Genomic DNA, 21443 nt, shown 5'->3' with positions numbered 1-21443 from the left:
CCACCTTGGGAGTATTTTTATTGCCCGATACGCGGCCCCTAAGGTATAGTGGCAATAACAGGCGGTGCCGACAGGGTGGGTGGAACCGCCAGAAGCAGCCCCATGAGCGAGAAACGATCAGCCAACACTCATGACTTCCTGGCCGTACGCGGCTTTAGTAGAGAGGAGCAAGAGGAGGCGGTCGAGCGAGTCGAGGCGGCGCGTGGCGACATGGAATATCAGTACCGCGAACTTCGGGAGTTGTTGGACTACGTCATCCTGGCGAGCCGGTGGGAGGCGCGTACCGCACTCCGACCCAAGGCGCCGGTAATAGAAGCGTTTATGATTGATACGCCGATGAGGGTAAGCGCTGATCGCGAGGGCAATGCTGCCATGTTCGGTGAAAAAGTGGTATACGTCCGTGAGACGGTCGAAGGCGACACGGATGCTACGGAAATGGAAACCATACAATTCATAGAGTCGGTGACCGGAGAAGATGGGGCATTAGAACACCACTTGGCGTTGCAGGTAATGCTGCTGGACGGCCGTGTTCATATCGATGACTACCGTATAGAGGGTAGCCCGGTAGAGGATATCTGTGACGATGCTGACGCGACGGCCGAGGTGAATGTATGGCTACAAGAACAGTTCAGTCACCGCACTGGCATGCGTTGGCAGCCATGTCCCCAAACGGACTAGACGTTAAACCGGAATTCAACTACATCATTTGGCTGCATGACGTAGGTCTTGCCCTCGGTGCGGATCTTGCCGGCGGCGCGGGCGGCGCTTTCGGAGCCGGCCTCGATCAGGTCGTGGAAATCGACGATGCTGGCGGCAATGAAGCCCTTTTCAAAATCGGTGTGGATGGCGCCGGCGGCCTGCGGTGCGGTCGCACCCTTTTTAATAGTCCAGGCGCGGACTTCCTTGGGGCCGGCGGTGAGGTAGCTCTGCAGGCCGAGTGTCTCGTAGGCGGCGCGGATCAGCTGGTGCAGGCCGGGTTCGGTCTGGCCGTAGCCTTCCAATAATTCGCGGGCGTCGGCTTCGTCGAGTTCGCGCAGCTGGTCTTCCAGGCTGGCGGAGATGAACAGGCTCTGTGCCGGCGCGACCATCGAACTCAATTCTTGTTTGTAGGCGTCATTGCTCAGGCCGTCCTCATCAACATTGAACACATAGATGACGGGTTTGGCGGTCAGTAGCGGCAATTGCTTCTGTAATTCCTGCCACTCGTCGCTGTCTAGGACGTCTGGTGCCTGGTGCAGGGGAGTACCTTCATCTAAAATCGCTTTGATTTTACCGATGTAGTCCACCAGGCCGCGGGCCTTGGGGTCAGATTTTGCCTGCTTGGCCAGGGTGTTCTGGCGGTTCTCCAGCGTCTGAATGTCGGCCAGGATCAGCTCGGTGTTGATGACGGCGATGTCTTCGCTGGGGTTGATCTTGTTGCTGACGTGCTGGATATCGTCGTTTTCAAAAGCACGCACCACGTGGCAGATGGCGTTACACTCGCGGATGTTGGCCAGAAATTTATTACCCAGGCCTTCGCCTTTGCTGGCACCGGACACCAGGCCGGCGATATCGACGAAAGTGACGGTAGCGGGAATAATCTTTTGGCTGTTGTACAGCTCGGCCAGCTTATCCAACCGGTGGTCCGGCACGGGAACAATTCCCGTGTTAGGCTCGATGGTAGCGAACGGGTAATTGGCAGCCAGGATATTATTGTTGGTCAGGGCGTTGAACAGGGTGGATTTGCCGACGTTGGGGAGGCCGACGATGCCTATTTGAAGGGACACAACATGACTCTATTTTTCATACAGTAAAGCATACCATATCGAAGCAAATTAGTGGTTGTTTAAGCCTCTAAGGCAGGCAATCACTCCGCAGAAATGCGGCACCAGTGTCTTTTAAAACCTAAGTTATGACCGTTTTTCCGCGTGGTGCTTGAGGCTTGCCAGACGGAGTTAGGAGACGCAATAAATGGCCGAATACCTATGGCAGCGTCACTCCTAAGTAGCAAACCTTCTCGGCTCATCGCGGCAGCGACGGGGAAAGGAGGAAAGCCATGTTTGATTTAATTCGTCGCCCAAATGATACACTCGGTCTCTCTACTTTTGAAGAAATCGACAAGCTATTTGACAATTTTTGGCGAACGGTTGGTCTGCCCGGTAGCAACTTCAGCCTTCCTTCGGTAGACATTTACAGCACCGACGACAGCCATGTGGTTGTTGAAATGCAAGCCCCTGGTTTTGACACCGATGATATTGAGCTCAATGTACGCAACGGTATCTTGGAAATTAAGGGCGAGACGTCTGAAAAACAAGAGGAAAAAGAGGGCAAGAAAAGCTATCTAGTCCGTGAACGAAACGCAAGCTTCGCTCGTCGGGTAGTTCTGCCAGAAGGTGCTGACGCTGATAATATTTCAGCCGAACTGGACAAAGGCTTGCTTAAGGTTACAGTTCCCGTTAACCGACCAGAAGCCAAGCGTATCCAAATCAAAGCTGGTAACAGCAAAGGTAAGGCGAAATTAGCTTCGCTAACCAATACTAAATCGGAAACCAAGTAAGTTTCTGACAACTCGGCATTAGTCACAGTGCTGGTGCCGAGGATCGGGAACTCACTAACTATATCGAAAAGCTTTTACCGGGATATAATAAAAGTAAGGAGGAGTACGTATGGCTAAAGGATTATGTGATATTTGTAAACAACGCCCAGCCACTCATACTGTGGCAATTACTCGTAATGGGCATCGGGAGGTGGCTGAGCTGTGTAATCAGGATTATGCCCGCCTGCGCAGACGTGATGCTGCTTCTCCTTTTGACTCGTTATTTGGCGGCAGTCTATTCAATATGTTTGATGATCTCCCTAGTGACTTTGGGAACTTTAGCTCGGATATGGGCTACCCGTTGCCTCGGGACAGGGAGGCAACTAATCTTGAAGACTTGTTGAGCGAACACACTAAAGAGATCATACAACAAGCTGCCGAGACTACCGTTAAATTCGGTCGACGCGAAGTAGACACCGAGCACCTGCTATATGCCCTTGCTGATAGCGATGTAACCGCCGAGATTCTCAAACAGTTCAAGCTCACAAAAGAAGACTTAAAGGGTTATATTGAAGTCAACGCCCCGAAGGGTAACGAAAGGGAGCCTGACGAGGGGCAAGTTGATGTTACGGTATCGCCACGCATTAAGTCTGTACTAGAAAGCGCATTCCAAACTGCCCGAGAGTTAGGTCACGGATATATCGGGCCTGAACATTTATTGGTTGCCTTGGCTGAAGAAGATGAAGGTATGGCTGGTGACGTTTTGCGCAAATACGGCCTCACTTCTCAAGCGTTGCGCCAAAAAACGGTTAAGGTTGTTGGCAAGGGCGCTAAAGAAGGCCGTGTTGAGAGCAAATCCACCACGCCGCAGCTTGATAAATACTCCCGAGATTTGAGCGAACTAGCTAGGAGCGGCAAGCTGGACCCTGTCATTGGCCGAGCCAAAGAAATTGAAACCACTATTGAAATACTAGCGCGCCGTACCAAGAACAACCCTGTGCTGATTGGTGAGCCTGGCGTCGGTAAGACGGCTATTGTTGAAGGTTTGGCTCAGCGTATCCATAACGGCAAAGTGCCTGAGGTGCTGAAGGACAAACGGGTTGTTGAGGTAAACCTCAATGCTATGGTGGCAGGCAGTAAGTACCGCGGTGAGTTTGAGGAGCGTATAAAAGCCGTGGTTGATGAGATTGTGGAGCATAAAGACGAGCTGATTGTCTTTGTAGACGAGCTGCATACCATTGTTGGAGCTGGCCAGGGTGGGGGCGAAGGCGGCTTAGATGTTTCCAATGTTTTAAAGCCTGCACTGGCGCGGGGTGAGCTGCATCTTATCGGTGCTACCACGCTTAACGAGTACCAGAAGTATATCGAGAAAGACGCAGCGCTGGAGCGGCGCTTCCAACCTGTCTTTGTGCCTGAGCCAACAGTAGAACAAACCATTGAGATATTACGCGGTCTACGTGACAAATATGAGGCTCACCACAAAATCAAAATCAGTGACGAAGCGATTGTGGCAGCTAGCGAACTGTCCGACCGTTATGTAAGCAACAGGTTCTTGCCCGATAAAGCGATTGACCTAATTGACCAGGCTGCTTCGCGCGTCCGTATAGGGGCAGATACTTACTCGCAGGATATAAAGGAAAAAGAGGCCGAAATTGCCAAATTGAAGCGCGAGCAAGAATATGCAACTACTCACAAGCAATTTGAGGAAGCCAAGACACTAGAGCAACAAATCAAAGACAAGTCGTCTGAAAAAGACAAGCTGACCCGGGATTGGCGGAAGAAGAAAGGCGTTGCCTCGCGTGAGGTGTTGGCTGAACACGTTGCTCAGATCGTGGCAAATATAACTGGTATCCCTGTGAGTGAATTAACTCAGGAAGAAAAAGAAAAGTTGCTGAAGATGGAAGAGCGGCTGCACGAGCGTGTTATCGGTCAGGAGGAAGCTATCACCGCCGTCTCTAATGCAGTACGGCTTAACCGTGCTGGTTTATCTGAAGGCAGCAAGCCGATTGCTACGTTCCTGTTCCTGGGTCCAACTGGCGTCGGTAAGACCGAATTGGCCAAAGCTCTCGCATGGGTAGTCTTTGGTGACGAAGACGCAGTAACGCGTATTGATATGAGCGAGTATATGGAACGTCATAGCGTTGCCCGCCTGATTGGTTCGCCGCCTGGCTATGTTGGATATGACGAAGGCGGACAACTAACAGAACGGGTCCGTCGCCGTCCGTATAGCGTACTGCTATTGGACGAAATTGAAAAAGCGCACCCTGATGTATACAACGTGCTGTTACAAGTATTTGATGACGGTCGCTTAACTGACGGAAAAGGCCGTGTCGTAGACTTCACTAATACGCTCATTATTGTCACATCTAACTTGGGCTCTGACTTGATACAGAGCAACTTGAAAGACGGCAAAAACATTAAATCATACGACAAGTTAAGAGAAGACCTAATGGGTGTACTGCGTGGTCATTTCAAGCCAGAGTTCTTAAACCGCATTGACGAAGTGATTGTCTTCCACTCACTGACCAAGGAACAAATTAAGCTGATAGTTGAATTGCAGCTTGAACGGGTTAAAAGAACTGCCCGCGGACAAGGCATTGAACTGACCTTTGATGCGTCGTTGGTTGATTATCTGGCAGACGTCGGCTACCAGCCTGAATACGGCGCTCGTGAGCTGAAACGGCGCATAAAGACCGATGTGGAGAACAAGCTGGCTACTGAAATACTAAGCGGCAAGGTTGCCGAAGGTTCTTCCGTTACCTTTGCACACGACAGCAAAGAAGGTGTGACATTACGTCCTGCTAAATCTTCAAAACTAAACAAAGCATCAAAAGGTAAATAAGTATGGGAGGTTGTTATAGCGAGCAGAACAACTCAAACTGGCCGCAATATGCCGTACCCTGCACAGATACAGACCGGCAGGGTTGAGTCTCGCAGTTTGCCTTCAACCAAGAACCATAACCGTGAGCTGTTTAGAGCAAAAGCCCACTGGATGGTAGATATTTTTCCTGACGAGCTGGTTATCCAGGAAAAGACCATTTCATTGGAAAAAATACCGCTCACGAACTAAATATAAAAGGTCTAAACAAGAAAGCAGCGGTTGAGGCGAAAGAGGTTATTGAGGGGCTACTGCTTGAGGATGCGGGAGTTGTAGACATACCTCACTGGATACAGACGGAAAAGCGGCGCGATATGTTAGCTGATGCAGGCCGCGACCCTGATAATCTGGACGATTTAACTAACAGAGCTACCTAACTAATTATTCTCGGATTTTGGAAATATAGTGAGTTAGGGGGGGCGGGGTATGCGCTACCACTTGCCACCCTCTACTTTTTGCAGTTCTTTTATGTATTGAGGAGTATATCCTCGGGTTCTTTTATCTAATGGGGGCATGGGAAAAGTGATTTTGAATGGCATGGTTGCGTCTTGTTCATGCCGATGGATAGACTCATAATGCACCTACATTAACAGAGGTGGCGTGAGTTTGCCATTCTCGGACAAAAAACAGTTATTGGAGGTCTATAAAAGTTTCCTTTTCATAATGAAACTTCTATGATAAAGTATCCTTATGAAAAGGAAAGAATTGCTAAAGACCATCATAGCCGACAACCAAAGCAGGCCTCTGCCTGCATTATGGCCCCGTACGCAAACGATACCCATCGGTACTGGCAAAATAATCACGCTTACCGGTGTTCGTCGTAGTGGCAAAACATATCATCTTTACGAAATCATGCGGTCGCTGCAGGCAACGGGTATTCCGGCAGACACTATGCTCTATATCAATTTTGAAGACGAGCGCCTTCACCTTGAGGGCGAAGACATGGACCTGATTCTGCAAGCCTTTAGAGAGCTGCACCCAGAGGCTGACCTGAGTAATTGCTACTTCTTCTTTGATGAAATACAAGAGGTGGCTGGCTGGGAACTGTTCGTTGATCGGCTATATGAAACGATAAGCCGGCACATCTTTATTACCGGTTCCAATTCCAGGTTGCTATCAAAGGAAATAGCGACAGCCTTACGTGGCAGGACGCTTAATTTTGAGGTATATCCTTTATCGTTCTCAGAATTTTTATCCATCAAACAGCCCGGCCTGAATATGTACCAAAGCGCCGATCGGGCACGTATAGTCTCGCATTTCGACCAGTTTCTTGCCCAGGGCGGTTTTCCGGCCGTAACTGAGCAGGAAGACGAAGACTTGCGTCAGAAGGAGCTTCAGGGCTACTTTGACGTGATGCTGCTGCGGGACCTTGTCGAACGCTATAGCGTATCGTCGGTTGCGGTGCTCAGATACTTCTGTAAGCGTGTGATTGGTGCCAGTGCGGGTGAGTTTAGCGTCAATCGCGTTTACAATGAACTCAAAGGCAATGGCTACAAAGTGGGCCGCGACACCCTCTATGCGTACCAAGAGCACTGCGAGGCTATCTACATGGCCTGCTTTGTTCCACGGTATGACAACTCTGTTGTTAAATCGGAAAATTCACTGAGAAAGCCGTATGTCATAGACCATGGGCTTGGTGCTGCCTTGAACTTTAAGTTTGGCAATGACGCTGGCCGTATCTTGGAAACGGTAGTTGCGCTTGAACTCATAAAACAAGGCAAGCAGATATATTATTTTCAGGATACCAACAATGAATGTGATTTTGTCGTGGTCTGTCGCGCCGGCGTAGAGAAGGTTATACAAGTCTCGTTCGACATCAGTGATCCGGCTACGCTTCGCAGGGAAGTGCGGGGCTTGGTGGCGTGCTGTCGCCGCCTTGGTGTTACGGAAGGTTATATACTGACGCACGATACGGAAAGCGTCTCGGAAGTAGATGGCATTGCCGTAAAAATCCTGCCTGTCTGGAAGCATTGCTTGGTTGAAGCACAGCACAAGCAGTAGTATGCCGTGCAGGGTGAGGGGGTATTGCCGTCGATTGTCGCTGACTTGATTTTCGCTTATACTTAAGCGTACTATGCAGCGCACCCTCCGCCCGCACGCCGGCTTCACCATCGTCGAGCTCCTCATCGTCATCGTCGTGGTCGGCATCCTGGCCGTCATCGCCGTCTCCGCCGTCACCGGCGCCCAGGACCGCGCCCGGACGGCTTCGGCAACGACGGCTGCTGCCAGTGCTGCCAAGAAGCTCTCGGTGTACCAGGCGGAAAATACCGGCTATCCCAACAGCCTGTTCGATACCGGCATCGACACCAAGACGGTGATGTACCAGTACACCCGCGACAACGCAGTGACGCCGCAGACCTTCTGCACCACGGCGACGGTCGAGGGCAAGTCGGTCTATGTGAACAGCGCGGCGCCCAGCAAGGCAACCGTCGGTGCCTGCCCTGGACACGCCGGCGCGGGCACGGCCACTAACATCAGTGAGAACTGGACCGGCACCGATGGTTCGGCCTGGCCGTCCAACTGGGTGACCGACAAAACGAATGTCGGCTCCACCTACACCGACCTCTCAGGCGGGCAGGGGCGTCTCCAGGCCGTAATGTCCGGCAACTATGCCAAGGCGATGCGCACCGATATGGCTGCCAGCGCCAACCAGGGCATGCTGGTGACGCTGAGCATGACGCCGCAGGCCATGTACGCCAACGGTGGCATCAACCTGCGGTTGGCTTCAGATTTTGGGGATAGCAATGGCATCCAGAACGGCGTCAATGCGTCGTTGAATGTCACCGATGGCCGCATCGTCAACTTCAACATCTATCGTTTCATCGGCGGCCAGCAATACAACATGACCTATATTGACCAGATGGGGACCATCCCGACGCTCAACAGCGTCCGCGCCCGCTTTGAGCTGCAAGGCAACCAGTACCGTCTTAAGTTGTGGGATCCTGCCGGCGCCGAACCTGCCGGCTGGAACGCCACTATTACCGATAACCGCACGTTCCAGCCTGGCTGGCCCGGTGTCAGTATGTATTCGTGGTCGAGCATGGGCTTCACGGCTCTGTTCGATAATATGAACGTCTATCCGCTGTAAGGGCGTTGATACACATCACACTTCCTGGTTATGCAGCTTCGCAGACAATATCGCTTACGATTGGCACAATAGGGTCAGGACAAAGCGAAAGGAGTTGCGATGAACCTGCTACACCGACATCATGCCAAAAACAAGACTGCTCATGAGGACGTGGCGCCAGAGGAGCGCATCCGTACTTTCTTACAAGAACACAAGACTGCCGTCCTAGCGACGGTCAACGCAAGAGGCGTCCCGCACGCAACTGCGCTGTACTATGCGCTGGATGATGAGTATACCATCCGTTTTCTGACGAAGCGCGGCACCAGAAAGAGCAGCAATCTGGTACAGAACCCACAGGTGAGCCTGGTGGTATTTGATGAGGGCAGGCAGATATCCGTTAGTATTGCCGGCCAGGCAGTGCGGGTACGCGGCGAGGTAGAGACACACGAGGCGTTCCTTCGGACGCTCCGGGCATCCCTGCATACCGCCGACAGCGCCATTCCGCCTGTCAGTCGGCTGGATGCCGGCGACTACGTGGCCTATGAGCTGCGGCCTGCGGAGATACGGATGCAAACCTACCGGGACGCGCCGCTGGTCATGCGTCGCGAAGGGTCTGGTGTGGAAGGCCGGCTAGTGCTGGCCGCCAGACCGGCCCTCTAACTGTTGTTGAAGCCAGTCGATATCGGCGATGGCAATGCCTTGCCGGCCGACAGTGATCATACCCTCTTGACTGGCCTTGTGTATCTCACGGCTGATGGTCTCCCGCGTCAGGCCAGACCTGGCAGCCAGGTCGCTTTCATGGATGGCTATGAAATAGCTGCCATCGGTGCGCTGCTCGCCAAAGCGGCGGCACTCGATAAGCAGCTCATAGAGCAGCCGGCTCCTGGCGCTACCCGCCATCAGCTGCAGCATCCGGCCAAGGACGCCGTCGAGGCCGATATAGACGCGCTTCAGCAGGTCGTACAAAAGGGCGGGGTCGGAGCGGATGAAAGCCAGTGTCTCATCCAGCGGCGCCTGGCGAACCTCGATGTCGGTGTCAGCCTCATAGAAATACCGGTTCGCCAAACCGGAGACTGCCGGCAGCATCGGCAGGCAGGCGCCGGGCTTGAATGTGTTGATAATCAGCTTGTCTCCCTTGTATGACTCGTCGTACTGGCTGACGGTGCCGACCAACAGCAAATAGGCCTGGCTGGGTGGATCGCCGGCGTACAGGAGTATCTGACCCTTCGGGTACCTGCGAAGGGTATGGTCTGAAAAGAATTGCTCTAGATTGTGCGGCGTATCGTGTGTCATCTGGCACCAGTGTATCAGTAATATGTCAGCTCAAGGTTCGACATGCCGATGCTGCCCCGGATATCGATCCTGTTCGCGGCCGACGCATAATTATCCGAAGTGAAGTAATCGTCGCCAGTCTGGCGCAGGCCGGGCAGCTCGCGGTTGCTAAGGCCGGCATCCAGGCGCAGGCTGACACCGGCCTGCTTTGGCAGAGCGAGCGTCACCGAGCTCATGCCGGCCTCGATGTTCACCTCGGTCTTGGGTACATTGGCGCCAAGCCGCACGTCGATGCCGCTGGCGCCCGAATCGATATCCAGCCGCTCGAGTTTGACCGCCGAAAGATCACCTTGCATCTGGGCGGCACCGGTATCCAGCAGCAGCGTCAGTGGCAATGATTCGGTCAGTGTCACCGACAGGTCATTTTTGATGTCGCCCCGCCACCACCGGCCGGCCGATTCCAGGCTGATGGCGACGCTCTGCCGGTCGCCGCGCGTCTCCGATCGTTGTCTGAGACTGGCCGCAGTGCTTTCCAGCTTGGCGCTTACCAACGAGACGCCGCCTGAACCGATGGTGATGCGCCCGGCTCCGCCGTCCACCGCCACGGTTGCGCGCTGGACCTGCTGGCCGGACTGGCGGACCTCGACGGTTCGGGCGGGCGTGTTGCTGGAAGTGTGCGGCCGCCACCATCCCAGAGCCGCCGCCGTCACGCTGCCCAGCACTGCCACGCCCACGGCGATGGCCAGGGCGGTGCCCAGCCAGCCGCGCAGCGACAGCATGGAGACGCCGGCTGCCACCAGCAGCAGCGGCCATAGCCGGAGCAGGTTGCCAAAATCAACACTGACCACACTGAAGTTATGCAGCAGGGCCAAACCGCCGAGGAGTATCAGCAGCAGTCCCCAGAATATGGCGCCGAAGTTCAACCGCCGGTCCATTACTGCCGCCTCCCGCTTTGCGCCACCACCAGCAGCCCGATGATAATAAGCGCAACCGGCCAGATCAGATGCCATTCAAAACTGAGCAGCAGCGGGAAGAACTGCGCCAGCAACAGCCAGGCACCAAACAGGATGAGTGCTATGCCGAGGAAGTTGCGCAGCCGGTCGATGCCGCCGCTGTCGCGGATGTCGGCCGCGATGGCGTTGAGATTCTTGCCGACATCGCTGCCGGTACGGACACCGCTTGCCGGCGCGTCGCTGGTGGGCATGACGATTGCCATGATGAGATAGACCAGGACGCCAAAGCCGCCACTGGCCAGCGTCAGTATGACGAACAGTACGCGCACCAGTGTCACGTCCATCTCCAGGTAATCGGCCAGACCGGCGCAGACGCCGGCTACTTTGCCGTCGCGCGGCAGACGGTAGAGCCGGCGGATGGGCGGCGGGCTGTCGGTGGCGCCAGGGGCCGGCTGGCCGGGAGCGGGCTCGGGAGCGGTGTGCTTTGAGGTGGTATGGGTGGTGCGGCTGTCCTTGTGTTTCATGGCTACGGCCTCCTTCGCTTCTCAGTCAAGCATAGTTGACGGTTTATTTCATTGACCGGCGTCACACAGAGGGCGCCTGATTTGCGCTAGTGCGTAAAATATGGTAAAAAACTATAGTACCGTCTCCGCACCCCGCAAGGAAAGGTAGTAATGGCTTCAGTTTTTGAGAATCCCGAGCCGCACGACCTGGCCCTGGTGGGCTACCTGAACGAACGGCACACCTACGACGGCACCCGTGACAAGAACTGGCACATCGCCGTCTGGCAGGACATCGTCACGGGCCAGTTGTACTATGCCGTCGAGACCAACGGCGGCCGCCAGTTCGAGAACCGGCCCTTCGCTGATTGTCTCGGCCGGGACGATCTGTTCCCCCTGGGCGATGCCGACGAGTTCGCCACCTTCAAGGGCTTCCTGCACTTCTACTGGAAGCGCAGGCACGGCCAGTGGTCGCCCGATGAGCGGCACCTGCGCAACCGGCGCAGCCGCCTGCAACGCAAGGTTGGCCGGCGGCTGTGGCACGAGCCGGTAAGCCGCGAGCGGGTTGGCCGGCAGCAATTGCAGGAGTGCTAGGGACGGCGACAGCCCACTGCCGGGGTCCGGGGGTGGGCTTTGCCTTTTTGTTATGAGTGAACAATCTTTTTCTGCTGATTCACTTCGCACCGGCGAGGTGTCAAGCGGCCGCGCACTGTCTGCGGCCGAGCTTGGGCATGCCGCCGTATCCCTGGAGCGTCCCGTCCGTCTGGAGCGGGCACACCTGGTTCCTGGCCGTCTGGACCCAGGCGGTACCGAGTTGGTCCTGCAGCGCCACGGCGAGTACCGGCGCGACCGGGAGGCACCGGATGCCGGCAGCCTGACTCCCGAAGCCATCCGCCTGGAAACAGAGGCGGCAGCTGCTTATGTTGCTCAATTGCTGGCTGGTATTTCGCCGTCTGAACGGCAACGGTTACATTTCTTGTTCGTCGCCAGCGATACGGCGTATGCCGGCGGCGGCCAGCGCAGCCTGGAGACTGTCACCATCGCCCAGCGGGTCACCGAGGTGCTGCTGGCGGAACATGACGTGCAGTCCGGCAACATCCTCAATCTTTCCCATGACCTGATGAACCGGGGCGCACCCCGTCCCATGCGCCAGCTGCGTGAGCCCCGCATGTTCGCTGATTCGCCAGATTTCGTGGCCTATCTGCGGGAACAGTACGGTGATATGGGCAAGGATTTCTGGATTGTTTTTGAAGAAGATGCCGAGAGGGAAGCCCGCCTGGACTTCGGTGCCGAAGGGCCGGATGAGATCGCCGACCGTATGCACCAGGCTGTCCGGGTGTTCTCCCGCTACGCCCGGCTGTTCCATCAGGCCAGGCCGGAGAGCCGCCTGGTCATATGGGCCAGCACCCATTACGACACGATCAGCCCCTTCGTAAAGCGGGACATTCTGCATCTGGAAAAACGGGCCGCGGTACTGGTGGGGCACGGCGGCGGCCTGACTATCGATATCGCTCCTGATGGGGTCACGACTGCGGCGGTGGCCGGCCAACAATATTCTATTGAGCTATAGCAGTGTTCTTTCTGGCCAGGTGAGCGGCCGCAGCCTCCACGGAGGTGAACAACGGCACGCCCTTCCCGGCGAAACTGGCGATGTACCGCCGGGAACGCTGCACGCCTTCCAGCTGGGCGCTGGTGGCGCCGCCATCATAATTCCCGTTTTCACGGGCCAGGATGTAGCGCTGATGTGTCTCCCAATCCGGCACGACCACCGCGTCGGGCAGAATGGAATAACAATCGGTGCCAATGATCCAGAAGCCCAGCCGCTTGGCCTGCAGGGTGATGACATCGCTGCGCCGTTCTATTTCCTGAATCTCTGGCAGCGGTTTCAGCCACCACTCGCCGGCCGGATGGGCACCGGTTGTCATCCATAATGTATCGCCATCGATCCAATCGCGGGTAGCCTGCGCATTGACGAAGTGGGTCTTGCCGGCGCCGGACGGGGCCAGGATGAAATAACCGGTTGTGTGGCGCCGATACGTCGTGGCCAGCTCGTCATATACGGCTGTGCCATCAGTGAAGATAAGTGGGGTCGTTTCAGGGAGGGGTGGGTTCGCTCGCATATCACTATTGTACCGTCGATTTGACTTTTAAGTATAAATTTGCTATAATATATAGATACACCTATGCCTGGTGTACCCCCGATGCAAAGGATGTGCAGCTATGCGCAGCAGTGTCACTCCCGCCAACATTCAGGCTGCCCACCAGCAACTCACCGGTCTGGTGGAGGGCCGGGACGTCCCGCCCGTCCCCTGTGGTGAATGCGGCACGCCGCACTTCAAGGGCGGCGTCGTCACCTTCCTGGAGGCGCCCACCACCGACGCCACCAACATCCACCTCTGGCGGATCGTGGTGTCGCCGTCCGACGGCAGCCCCGCGTGGAAGCGCAGCGTGATCCATCTCCTCGGTGAAGAAGAGGTGCGCCGCATCATCCGCCACCACCTCGGCAGCGCCAACCCGGCCGCTGCCCGCTGATCCACGCCCCGCACGGGCAGTAGAGCGCTCCGCGCCGCTGTCCGTGCGGGGCGCTCTATTTTTACGCTTATGGTATGATAACCGTAACGGAAGTAAGGCAAGACGCAGGAGATACGTATGAACTTAGGCTCAAAAGGCCGCGATTCGCGCTCATCAAGGGGCATGGGACTGGATGATTCAGAGGGACGTAACTGGCTGAAACTTGGCGGCATCATTGGCGGTGCCGTGCTGGTGCTTATCTTATTGTTCGTCGGCTGGAGCGCCCTGTCGTCGTTGAACCGCGGCTCGGCCATCGACACCAGTAAGTACCAGGCAGTCTTCTTTACCAACGGCCAGGTCTACTTCGGCAAGTTGACCGATATGAACGACGAATACTTCAAGCTGAATGATATCTTCTACCTGCAGACCAAGGCGACCGCCGCCGAGAAGGACTCGCAGAACCCGCAGGAGACCGCCGCAGAGCAATCGGCTGATGTCGAGCTGATTAAGCTGGGCGACGAGGTGCACGGGCCGGAGGACGAGATGATCATCAGCAAGGATCAGGTCCTGTTCTTTGAAAACCTCAAGAATGAGGGCAAGGTGGCCGGCTCCATCAACGAGTACAAGAGCCAGGGCAAGAAGTAGTGGCGGTGCCGAAATCGGTAATTCAGGCGACGGTCAGCATCGTGGTGCTGCTGCTGGTGTTGGTTGGCGGCGCGATCGGCTATATCTGGTACACCGGACAGCAGGAAGTGGAGATCGCCGAGCCGGCGGTGCCACAGACGACCAAGCGCGCGCCGGCCGGCAGCGGGCCGATCGCGCCGGACCCTAACAACCCGGTCGGGGTGTCGTTGCAGATGCTGACATCGCCGGTCGACCCGGGCTCCAACGTTTCGTTGACGGCCAAGACGACGCCGACGGCCGACTGCGAGATAAAGGTTGAATACGACAAAGTGCCGAGCACGGATTCCGGCCTCGTGCCCAAGAAGGCCGATGAGTACGGCATTGTCTCGTGGACCTGGACGGTAGAAGAATCGGTCCCGCGCGGCGAATGGCCGGTGCGGGTCAGCTGCAAGTTCGGTGAAAAATGGGGCGTCGGGGGCGGTGACCTGGTGGTCGGCGTGCCCGAGGCCGCAGATGGTGAAGAAGGCGGCGCGACGCAGTAAGGCGCCGGTAGTTGAAACGAATCCGCGCCGGCCGCAGTGCTGGCGCGTTTTTATTTGAGTGAGTCGACGTAGGTGGTCCAGCTGGCATTATCCAGCTTGGTGGCCGATTTCATCAGTATCAGGAGGTTATCCTTGGCCAGGATGGCGGACTGTGGCCCTTTGGCTGAGGTGCCGAGGTAGATGGTGGTGTCGCCGGCGGTCAGTTTCTCGGTGGCGTTGTAGCCTTTGGCCAGGATGGCGATCTGTTCGGCGGTGTCGCCGCGGAAATCGGCCGGCAGCGGCTGCTGGCTGACGTTGACGGGCACGCCGTCGATGGTGTCGACGTAGGCGAAGACGGGGTTGCGGTCACTGGGGCTGACGCGCGTCCAGCCGCCGAACTGCTCGATGGTTTTGCCGGCGGGGAGCTTGGTGGGGAAATCCGGCGTGCCTTTGGTGAGGGTCTCGGCGCGGGGCTTGGATGGTGTGGCGGCGCTGGCGGGCGTGCCATCAGGCTTCTGGGGCAATAGCTTGGGCAAAAAGACGATGCCGGCCACCACGGCCAGGCCGACGATGCCCGCGATACCGCCGCCCACGACCAACTTCTTGCTTGGCCTGGGGCGGTGCAGCTTGGCACGCAGCTTCCTGCCGGCTGGCACGGTCCGCTGATAGGCGCCTTTGAGGTGGCGGGCGGAGGTGGCTGACATGGCGCTGAGTTTGTCGCGGTCGAACTTGGGAAGGCTGCCGAACGAGGGCATACTGAACTTAGCATCAAGCTCCTTGAGTTCGGCATCGTCAAATAATGTGCCGGCTTCTGCGGGCGCTGGCGGTGGTGCCGGCTTAGCGGGCGGGGCGGCGCTGTCGACCTGTCGTGGTCGCGGTTGCCGCTGCTGCCGGCGCCGTGGATTGACCCTCCGAATATCGTCCATATCTGTTATAAGTATAGCAAATGCCGCGAGCGGCTACTGCTGGTAGTACGGCGTATCAATCGGCTGCTGCAAGCCGCCGGTGAAAGTGCGGCCGTGCATCAGGCGCTTACTGGGGTCGGCGGTGAACTGCAGGGTCAGGTCGGTGATGGTCGGGCCGCGGCTGGTGTCATCCGGATAACCAAAGGCCTGCGAGCTGTCGACGGTGACATTGAAATAGTAGAAGCGGGCACAGTTAGTGTTGACGCCACTGGCGTTCTTGGGGATATAGACGCCGGGCAGGCCGAGAGTGACATCGCCGAAGACGGTGTCCTGGCCCCAGGTGGTCATGGCGGGCGAGGTACAGGATGTAGTGGTATTGGTCATGGAGCGGTAGGTCAGGCGCCAACGGGCACCGATGGAGTTGTCGACACCGTTAAGCAGCCACCGGCTGGGGAAGGTATCGGAGTCGGTATCGATCATGATTGAATATTTGGCGACCTGCGGCTGTGCCAACAGTGGCGTCTGCTGAATGACCGGGCTGGCATAGGTAAGGGTTGTGCCACAGCCGCCGCCGATGACGTAACCCTTGCCATTGGCATAGGCTGATGCCGCGCCGTAGCGGGCGCCGGTGTATCGCTGGTTGGTCTCGAACCATTCGCCGATGCCGGTGGGGTTGTTGCCCGTGCTGATGGTGGTGTTTGCGCTGACAGGCGCGACCAGCGTAATCGGGTCGCACGTCGTGTCGCTGCCGCGGCCGCCCTGAAGGTAAATGTAGCCGTTCGCCGTGAAGACATCGGCTTGGGAGAGGGCGGTCGGCAGGCTGGTGGTGTAGTTCCAGCTGCCAGGCAGTCCGGTGCCAGGGTCGATCTTTGAGAACTGGCTGTCACTCATATAAATTGTGCCATTATGGCCGCCGAACAGATAGAGGTTATTGGCATAAGCGGTGACCGCACCGCCGGACCGGGGCACATTGATGGCCGTGCCGCTCGACCAGGCGCTGTTGATATTGCCGCCGCTGCTTTGCTGCGGACTGACGTAGACGGTACTGGTGACGGCGGCGTTGCTATCCAGGCCAGCCACGACGTAGAGGCGGTTATTCCAGCTGACCGCTCCGAACTTGGTGCGGGCGCCCGGCAGGCCGTTGGCGGCTGCTGACCATGAAGAAACGTTGCCATTGCCGGCAGGGGTGCCGTAATAGACGGTTGCTGATTCATTCGTCGCTGTATCGTCCTGCCCTCCGACGTAATACAATGTTCCCCCGGCGACAAGCAGGCTGCCCCATGTACGGTCGGCGGGCAGATTGGTGGCATTGGACCAGGCACCGACGGCGCCGTTGGCACTGCTGATCGGAGCATAGGTGACGCTGTTGGTGGCGTTGGTGCAATCCGTGGCCGAAGTGCAGCCGCCTGCGACATACAGGTAGCCGTTATGGACGGCGGCCGAGGCGCCGATGCGGTTCGGAGAAGTCGTGTAGGTGTTGGCACTGGTAGTATAGCCAGCCGGCGCGCCGGAGTTGTTGTTATATATCTGGAATGTCTGCACTACATCCGTCCTGGTCGTACAGCCACCTGGGCTTGCACCGACAGTACATCCCCCGATGACGTAGGCGAAACTGTTGCTGACCGGCACGCTCAAGCCCCAGCGCTGATTAATGGTCACGGCCGACTCCTGGAAGCCTTCGGCGTTGAGGCTGCCGTCGGAGACATTTATCTTGACGAACTCGATATCAGCCAGGACGCCACTGGTCGCCTCGTAGCCACCGACCACATAGATATAGCCGTTGTAGCCGAAGGCGGCCGAGCGGCGGCGGCCGTTCTGCATGACCTTGTCACTCTGAATCCAGGTGGTGCCGCTGACGGCTACGACGTTATTATTATTGTCGATTTTGGCGTAGCGGACGCTGGCGAGGTCGGTCAGGTTGGCGCCGACGCCACCGATGAGGTAGACGTAGTTGGCGTAGACGGTACCGCTCATCAGTCCCAGGCCGACATCATTGGCGCCTGGCAGGGTACCGATTTGCAACTGGTTATTGGTGCTGCAGTTTTCGACTGCGCCGGTGGTGGTGTTGAAGTCGCACTTGTGAACGTCGGGACTGTAATCGGTACAGCCCGCGTCATTACTGGCTGCACACCCTCCGAAGATGAATAAGTTGCCCTGATTGTTTGAGCCGGCGGCGTGGCTGGCCCGGGCATAGGCGTAGAGATAGGACTGAGCTTCCAGTTGGTTGCCGGTACCGGTATCGGCGCCGGTCATGGTCTGGCTGGTCCAAGTGCTGAGTGAGCCATTGGTGTTGACGGTGGCGCGTAGGATCGTGTTGGTGTTCGCAGTACCGTTAAGGCCGCCAACCAGGTAGATCCGACCGCCAAAGACGACCGGGCTGGCGGCGGCGATACCACCCGTGATCGCGCCGGCGGTGACCACGCACCATATATTGCCGGTGATAGTGCCAGGGCAGGATGCCGGCTGACTGATGACACCAGTCGAGCTGATGGCGACATAGGCGGTATTGCCACTGGTACTGCTGCATATATTGTTAGTGCAGCCACCAATCACATACAAATAGCCGTTAACGATGACCGCAGCCGAAAGCATATTGCCAACAGAGGCTGTACCTGGCAAGTTGCAGTTGGTGGGGGTGCCGCCGGTACAGGTGCCTGAACCGGCGGCGGTAGACTGGCCGACGGTCGAGGCGTCTCCATCGCGGTTAATGGTGCCATAGATGATGGTGTCGGTCATGCCCGAATTGCAGTCGCCAGTCGTGGTATTTTGATTTGTGCAGCCACCTATGGCATAAATCCTATCCCGCCAGGCAAAGAGACTGGCTCCTGTACGGGCATCATTGACACCTCCGACCGTATTCCAGGCATCAAGGCTGCCGTCGGCATTGATGCTGGCCACGTGCGTATCGCCGCTGATGGTAGTGCAGTAGCCGCTGCCGTTGGTGGCGGTACAGCCAGCCGAGACGTAGATGTAGGCGCCCCAGACCGTCGAAATCTTGCCGCCAGCCGACATACGGCCGGATAGCATGGGCGTGGTGGACTGCCAGCTGTTAAGGCTGCCGTCAGCATTGATTTTTACATAGTAGCTGTTGGCAAGCGGTGCGCCGCCGACCGTACTGGCGCCGCCCAGGACATAGAGATAATCGTTGTACACCTCACTGCTGTGGCCGTATAGGTTGACGGGCAGGGAGGTCGAAGCCGTCCATGAGCTCAAAGTGCCGGTCGGGTTGATATTGGCCACTTCGACCGTGCTGACAGGGCCGCTCAGGTTCACGCCGCCCATCAAATAGAGCCGGTTATTGTAGGCGACCGCCGAGGTATTGGCCCGCACAGAGCTGAGATTGCCACCCTGGTACCAGTACGTCCAGTTCGTCTTGTTGGTGTCGGTCGGGTGCCAGAGCTGGGGTTCGCCATTGGCACCGAGCTTGGCGATATAGACGGTGTTAGTGCGGGTGCCTGCGCTGTCCGTGCCGCCGATGGCGTACAAAAAGCCACTATAGGCTACTAACGAGAAGTTGGAGCGGGCGGAAGGCAGATTGTAAGCGGCGGTCGTACACCAGCCGCTGCACGTGCCACTGCCAGGGTTGGCACTGTCAATGGCGCCGGTCGTGGTGTTGAATTTGGCCCAGCTGGTGGCGGCAGACACCGTGGTGCCGCCGCCGCTGCCGAAAGTTATGTAGACCAGGCCGTCCGATCCGGCGGTGGGTGTGCCGCTCGTCGGTCCGGCATTGCCGCCGGTGCCGGCACCATTGCGGCTGGCATCGCCTGCATTGCCAGGGTTGGCTCCGCTGCCAGCGGTATTTTGGGTGCTTGTTGCGGTGCCGGTGATGAAGCTGGAGCCACCACCGCCACCACCACCGCCAGTGGTGTTACTTGAGCCTGAACCGCCACCGCCACCAAAGTATCCCGAACCGCCACCACCACCGGCTGCCCGGCCGGTGTTGTTGATGCCGCCACCGTCACCACCGCTGGCCAGGCCGCCGTTGGAAAGGCTGCCGTCTGCGCCAGCGCCGGTCCGGCCGTCCGCACCGGCACCACCCGCGAGTGAGGAGCCGGCCGTACCGGGGTTGTTGCCACCCGAACCGGCCGCACCGCCTGCGCTGGGAGTACCGCCGCCACCACCATTGACACCAGTACCGCCGCCTGCAGCCGATCCGCCTACACCGGATGTGCCACCACCGGCGCCGCCAGCGCCACCCGTATCGCCGCTACTATTACGGCCACCACCGCCACCACCACCGCCAGCGGCAATCGCCAGCGGCGTGCCACCGTTATAAATGCTGGAATGGCCACCACCACCACCACCGCCGCCGGATGTGTTGCGCGTGCCGGCGCCGCCACCACCGCCAACGTACACACTGAGGTTCTGTCCTGGAGTAACTGCTAATGTGCCGGCGACATACCCGCCGCCACCGCCCGTACCGCCGGCGGCGGTGGTACTGCCGGCGCCGCCGCCACCGCCACCACCCCAAATCTTGAAGCCGATGCTGGTGACGCCGGCCGGCACCGTAAAGCTGTCGCTACCCTGGGTGTTGTACACCTGGCCGCTGAACGATGTGCCGCCGACTGAATAAATGTAGCCGCCCGCTGCCGCGGTACTGTTGCCCCAGGTGGCGGCAGGCAACGGAGTGGTGGTGTTCCATGTATCGAAACGTGCACCGGTCGTCCGGCCCTTTTCAATCAGCTTGTCGTCAACATTGAAATTGATATTAGTCTCGTTGTTGCCGCTCATGAACTGCTGGGCGGTGACGACGTAGATGCTGGGGTCGATAGAGAGCGGATAACTCGCTTTTTTTAAACCGGCGGCCCGGACGGTCAACGTATTGCCATTCAGATCATACGCAACCTTGACGTCGGACTGCTTTTTGCCAGCCTCAACGACAAACGGTTTGGGCACGGTGAAAAGCAGAGTATCCTTGGCGGCGTTTTTACGGGCCTTGTTGAGAATTTCTGCATCTTTTTCTGTGCTGGTGGTGATATTGCCGCTGAACAGCGTATTGCCGTAGATGCCGACACTGCCATCTGTTTCCAGTTTGGCCTGGAGGCCTTTGCCCAGGTCTAGTTCGTACTCAAAGCTCATGGTGTCGTCGGATGCCCATTCCAGGATAATGTCCTCTTTGACGCCTGACCCCTGCATGGCATACACAGCCCAGCCCGCGCCGTTACGCAGGGGGTAGATGATTCGGTTATCCTCCTGCATACCTTCGCGCAGTCCGAATTTCGGTGTCATTCTGAAATCAACCTTGTTAACGGTATCGGTGACTATCAGCCCCTTGACAGGGTCTTTGGCTGCGACGGCTTCGACATGCTGCGGGCCGCTGAGTACGCCCTCGCCGGCTGGCATTCCTTTACCGCTATTGAAGGTGAATGCCTGGCGGGCGGCATCAAATTTTACTTTGCTGGCCATGGTCGGACTGGCAGGAGGAAGCAGCGATGCGGCCTGTCCCAGCGCGTAGGTGCGCTTGACGATGTACGGTTCCATGATGATGACCAGCTCGGCCACCACCAGGATCACCGCGATGCCAATTAAGCCGTACTTGACGCGGGGATGAGGTGCTCCCGGTAGCAATCGCTGAAGCCGGTGGGGCAGCCGCGAGCGCAGGCGAGGCAGGCCGAGCTGCTCACTGGCGCGTTGCAAGGGGGATGTAGGACGTTGCCGTAAGGGCGGAAGCTTGAGCTGTGACAAGAAGGCAGGGTG

General features: G+C 57.4%; 18 protein-coding genes. 11 read left to right on the top strand and 7 right to left on the bottom strand.

All coding sequences use genetic code 11. The annotated features are described in order from the left end of the window. Positions 1 to 102: 102 nt before the first annotated feature. The gene (locus tag JNJ66_06565) at positions 103 to 678 is read left to right on the top strand and encodes a hypothetical protein (protein ID MBL8160090.1); all 576 of its coding nucleotides are present in this window, start codon (positions 103 to 105) and stop codon (positions 676 to 678) included. On the opposite strand, the gene ychF is transcribed toward JNJ66_06565, so the two are convergent. Then, positions 675 to 1766: a redox-regulated ATPase YchF gene (gene ychF, locus JNJ66_06560; protein ID MBL8160089.1), complete on the bottom strand. Its 1092-nt coding sequence runs from the start codon at positions 1764 to 1766 to the stop codon at positions 675 to 677. The two genes, JNJ66_06565 and ychF, sit on opposite strands and share 4 nt — an antisense overlap. A gap of 269 nt (positions 1767 to 2035) precedes the next feature. On the opposite strand from ychF, the gene JNJ66_06555 reads away from it, so the two are divergent. From JNJ66_06555 to JNJ66_06535, 5 genes are all read left to right on the top strand, one after another. After that, positions 2036 to 2536: an Hsp20/alpha crystallin family protein gene (locus JNJ66_06555; GenBank protein MBL8160088.1), complete on the top strand. Its 501-nt coding sequence runs from the start codon at positions 2036 to 2038 to the stop codon at positions 2534 to 2536. A gap of 109 nt (positions 2537 to 2645) precedes the next feature. Beyond that, positions 2646 to 5357 (top strand): ATP-dependent Clp protease ATP-binding subunit, encoded by a 2712-nt coding sequence (locus tag JNJ66_06550; protein ID MBL8160087.1) that lies wholly within the window; start codon positions 2646 to 2648, stop codon positions 5355 to 5357. 726 nt (positions 5358 to 6083) lie between these two features. Next, positions 6084 to 7394, top strand: a complete 1311-nt coding sequence (locus JNJ66_06545; protein ID MBL8160086.1) for an ATP-binding protein — start codon at positions 6084 to 6086, stop codon at positions 7392 to 7394. A 73-nt stretch (positions 7395 to 7467) separates the two neighbouring features. After that, entirely contained in the window at positions 7468 to 8481 is a 1014-nt protein-coding gene (locus JNJ66_06540) for a prepilin-type N-terminal cleavage/methylation domain-containing protein (protein MBL8160085.1), read from the top strand. A gap of 99 nt (positions 8482 to 8580) precedes the next feature. Continuing rightward, positions 8581 to 9120 carry a pyridoxamine 5'-phosphate oxidase family protein gene (locus JNJ66_06535; GenBank protein MBL8160084.1) on the top strand — a complete coding sequence of 180 codons (540 nt, stop codon included), beginning with the start codon at positions 8581 to 8583 and terminating at the stop codon, positions 9118 to 9120. On the opposite strand, the gene JNJ66_06530 is transcribed toward JNJ66_06535, so the two are convergent. The 3 genes from JNJ66_06530 to JNJ66_06520 are packed head-to-tail and all read right to left on the bottom strand — an operon-like array spanning position 9091 to position 11209. Then, entirely contained in the window at positions 9091 to 9753 is a 663-nt protein-coding gene (locus tag JNJ66_06530) for a Crp/Fnr family transcriptional regulator (protein MBL8160083.1), read from the bottom strand. The two genes, JNJ66_06535 and JNJ66_06530, sit on opposite strands and share 30 nt — an antisense overlap. Positions 9754 to 9767: 14 nt before the next feature. Next, the gene (locus JNJ66_06525; protein MBL8160082.1) at positions 9768 to 10667 is read right to left on the bottom strand and encodes a hypothetical protein; all 900 of its coding nucleotides are present in this window, start codon (positions 10665 to 10667) and stop codon (positions 9768 to 9770) included. Then, positions 10667 to 11209: a PspC domain-containing protein gene (locus JNJ66_06520; protein MBL8160081.1), complete on the bottom strand. Its 543-nt coding sequence runs from the start codon at positions 11207 to 11209 to the stop codon at positions 10667 to 10669. Before JNJ66_06520 ends, JNJ66_06525 begins: the two co-directional genes overlap by 1 nt. A 150-nt stretch (positions 11210 to 11359) precedes the next feature. Between JNJ66_06520 and JNJ66_06515 the strand changes: the two genes are divergently transcribed. Beyond that, positions 11360 to 11779 carry a hypothetical protein gene (locus JNJ66_06515; protein ID MBL8160080.1) on the top strand — a complete coding sequence of 140 codons (420 nt, stop codon included), beginning with the start codon at positions 11360 to 11362 and terminating at the stop codon, positions 11777 to 11779. Between the two features lie 52 nt (positions 11780 to 11831). After that, complete coding sequence (locus JNJ66_06510; protein MBL8160079.1) at positions 11832 to 12755, top strand: hypothetical protein; 924 nt, start codon at positions 11832 to 11834, stop codon at positions 12753 to 12755. Here JNJ66_06510 and JNJ66_06505 read toward each other — a convergent pair. Further along, positions 12742 to 13305, bottom strand: a complete 564-nt coding sequence (locus JNJ66_06505; protein MBL8160078.1) for a hypothetical protein — start codon at positions 13303 to 13305, stop codon at positions 12742 to 12744. The genes JNJ66_06510 and JNJ66_06505 overlap by 14 nt on opposite strands. A gap of 70 nt (positions 13306 to 13375) precedes the next feature. On the opposite strand from JNJ66_06505, the gene JNJ66_06500 reads away from it, so the two are divergent. From JNJ66_06500 to JNJ66_06490, 3 genes are all read left to right on the top strand, one after another. Next, the gene (locus JNJ66_06500; GenBank protein ID MBL8160077.1) at positions 13376 to 13717 is read left to right on the top strand and encodes a hypothetical protein; all 342 of its coding nucleotides are present in this window, start codon (positions 13376 to 13378) and stop codon (positions 13715 to 13717) included. Between the two features lie 117 nt (positions 13718 to 13834). Beyond that, entirely contained in the window at positions 13835 to 14341 is a 507-nt protein-coding gene (locus JNJ66_06495) for a hypothetical protein (protein MBL8160076.1), read from the top strand. A 5-nt stretch (positions 14342 to 14346) separates the two neighbouring features. Next, positions 14347 to 14862 carry a hypothetical protein gene (locus JNJ66_06490; GenBank protein ID MBL8160075.1) on the top strand — a complete coding sequence of 172 codons (516 nt, stop codon included), beginning with the start codon at positions 14347 to 14349 and terminating at the stop codon, positions 14860 to 14862. Between the two features lie 50 nt (positions 14863 to 14912). Here the strand turns inward: JNJ66_06490 and JNJ66_06485 are convergent, their stop codons facing one another. Both JNJ66_06485 and JNJ66_06480 read right to left on the bottom strand, forming a co-directional pair. Continuing rightward, on the bottom strand, positions 14913 to 15767 hold the full coding sequence (locus JNJ66_06485; protein MBL8160074.1) for a hypothetical protein: 855 nt from the start codon (positions 15765 to 15767) through the stop codon (positions 14913 to 14915). Between the two features lie 33 nt (positions 15768 to 15800). Further along, on the bottom strand, positions 15801 to 21383 hold the full coding sequence (locus JNJ66_06480; GenBank protein ID MBL8160073.1) for a hypothetical protein: 5583 nt from the start codon (positions 21381 to 21383) through the stop codon (positions 15801 to 15803). Positions 21384 to 21443: the final 60 nt, after the last annotated feature.

The organism is Candidatus Saccharibacteria bacterium (assembly GCA_016789455.1).
Lineage (GTDB): Bacteria > Patescibacteriota > Saccharimonadia > Saccharimonadales > Saccharimonadaceae > CAIJKY01.
The sequence above is the reverse complement of the archived record's forward strand: the minus strand, read 5'-3'. Positions and strand labels throughout refer to the sequence as shown.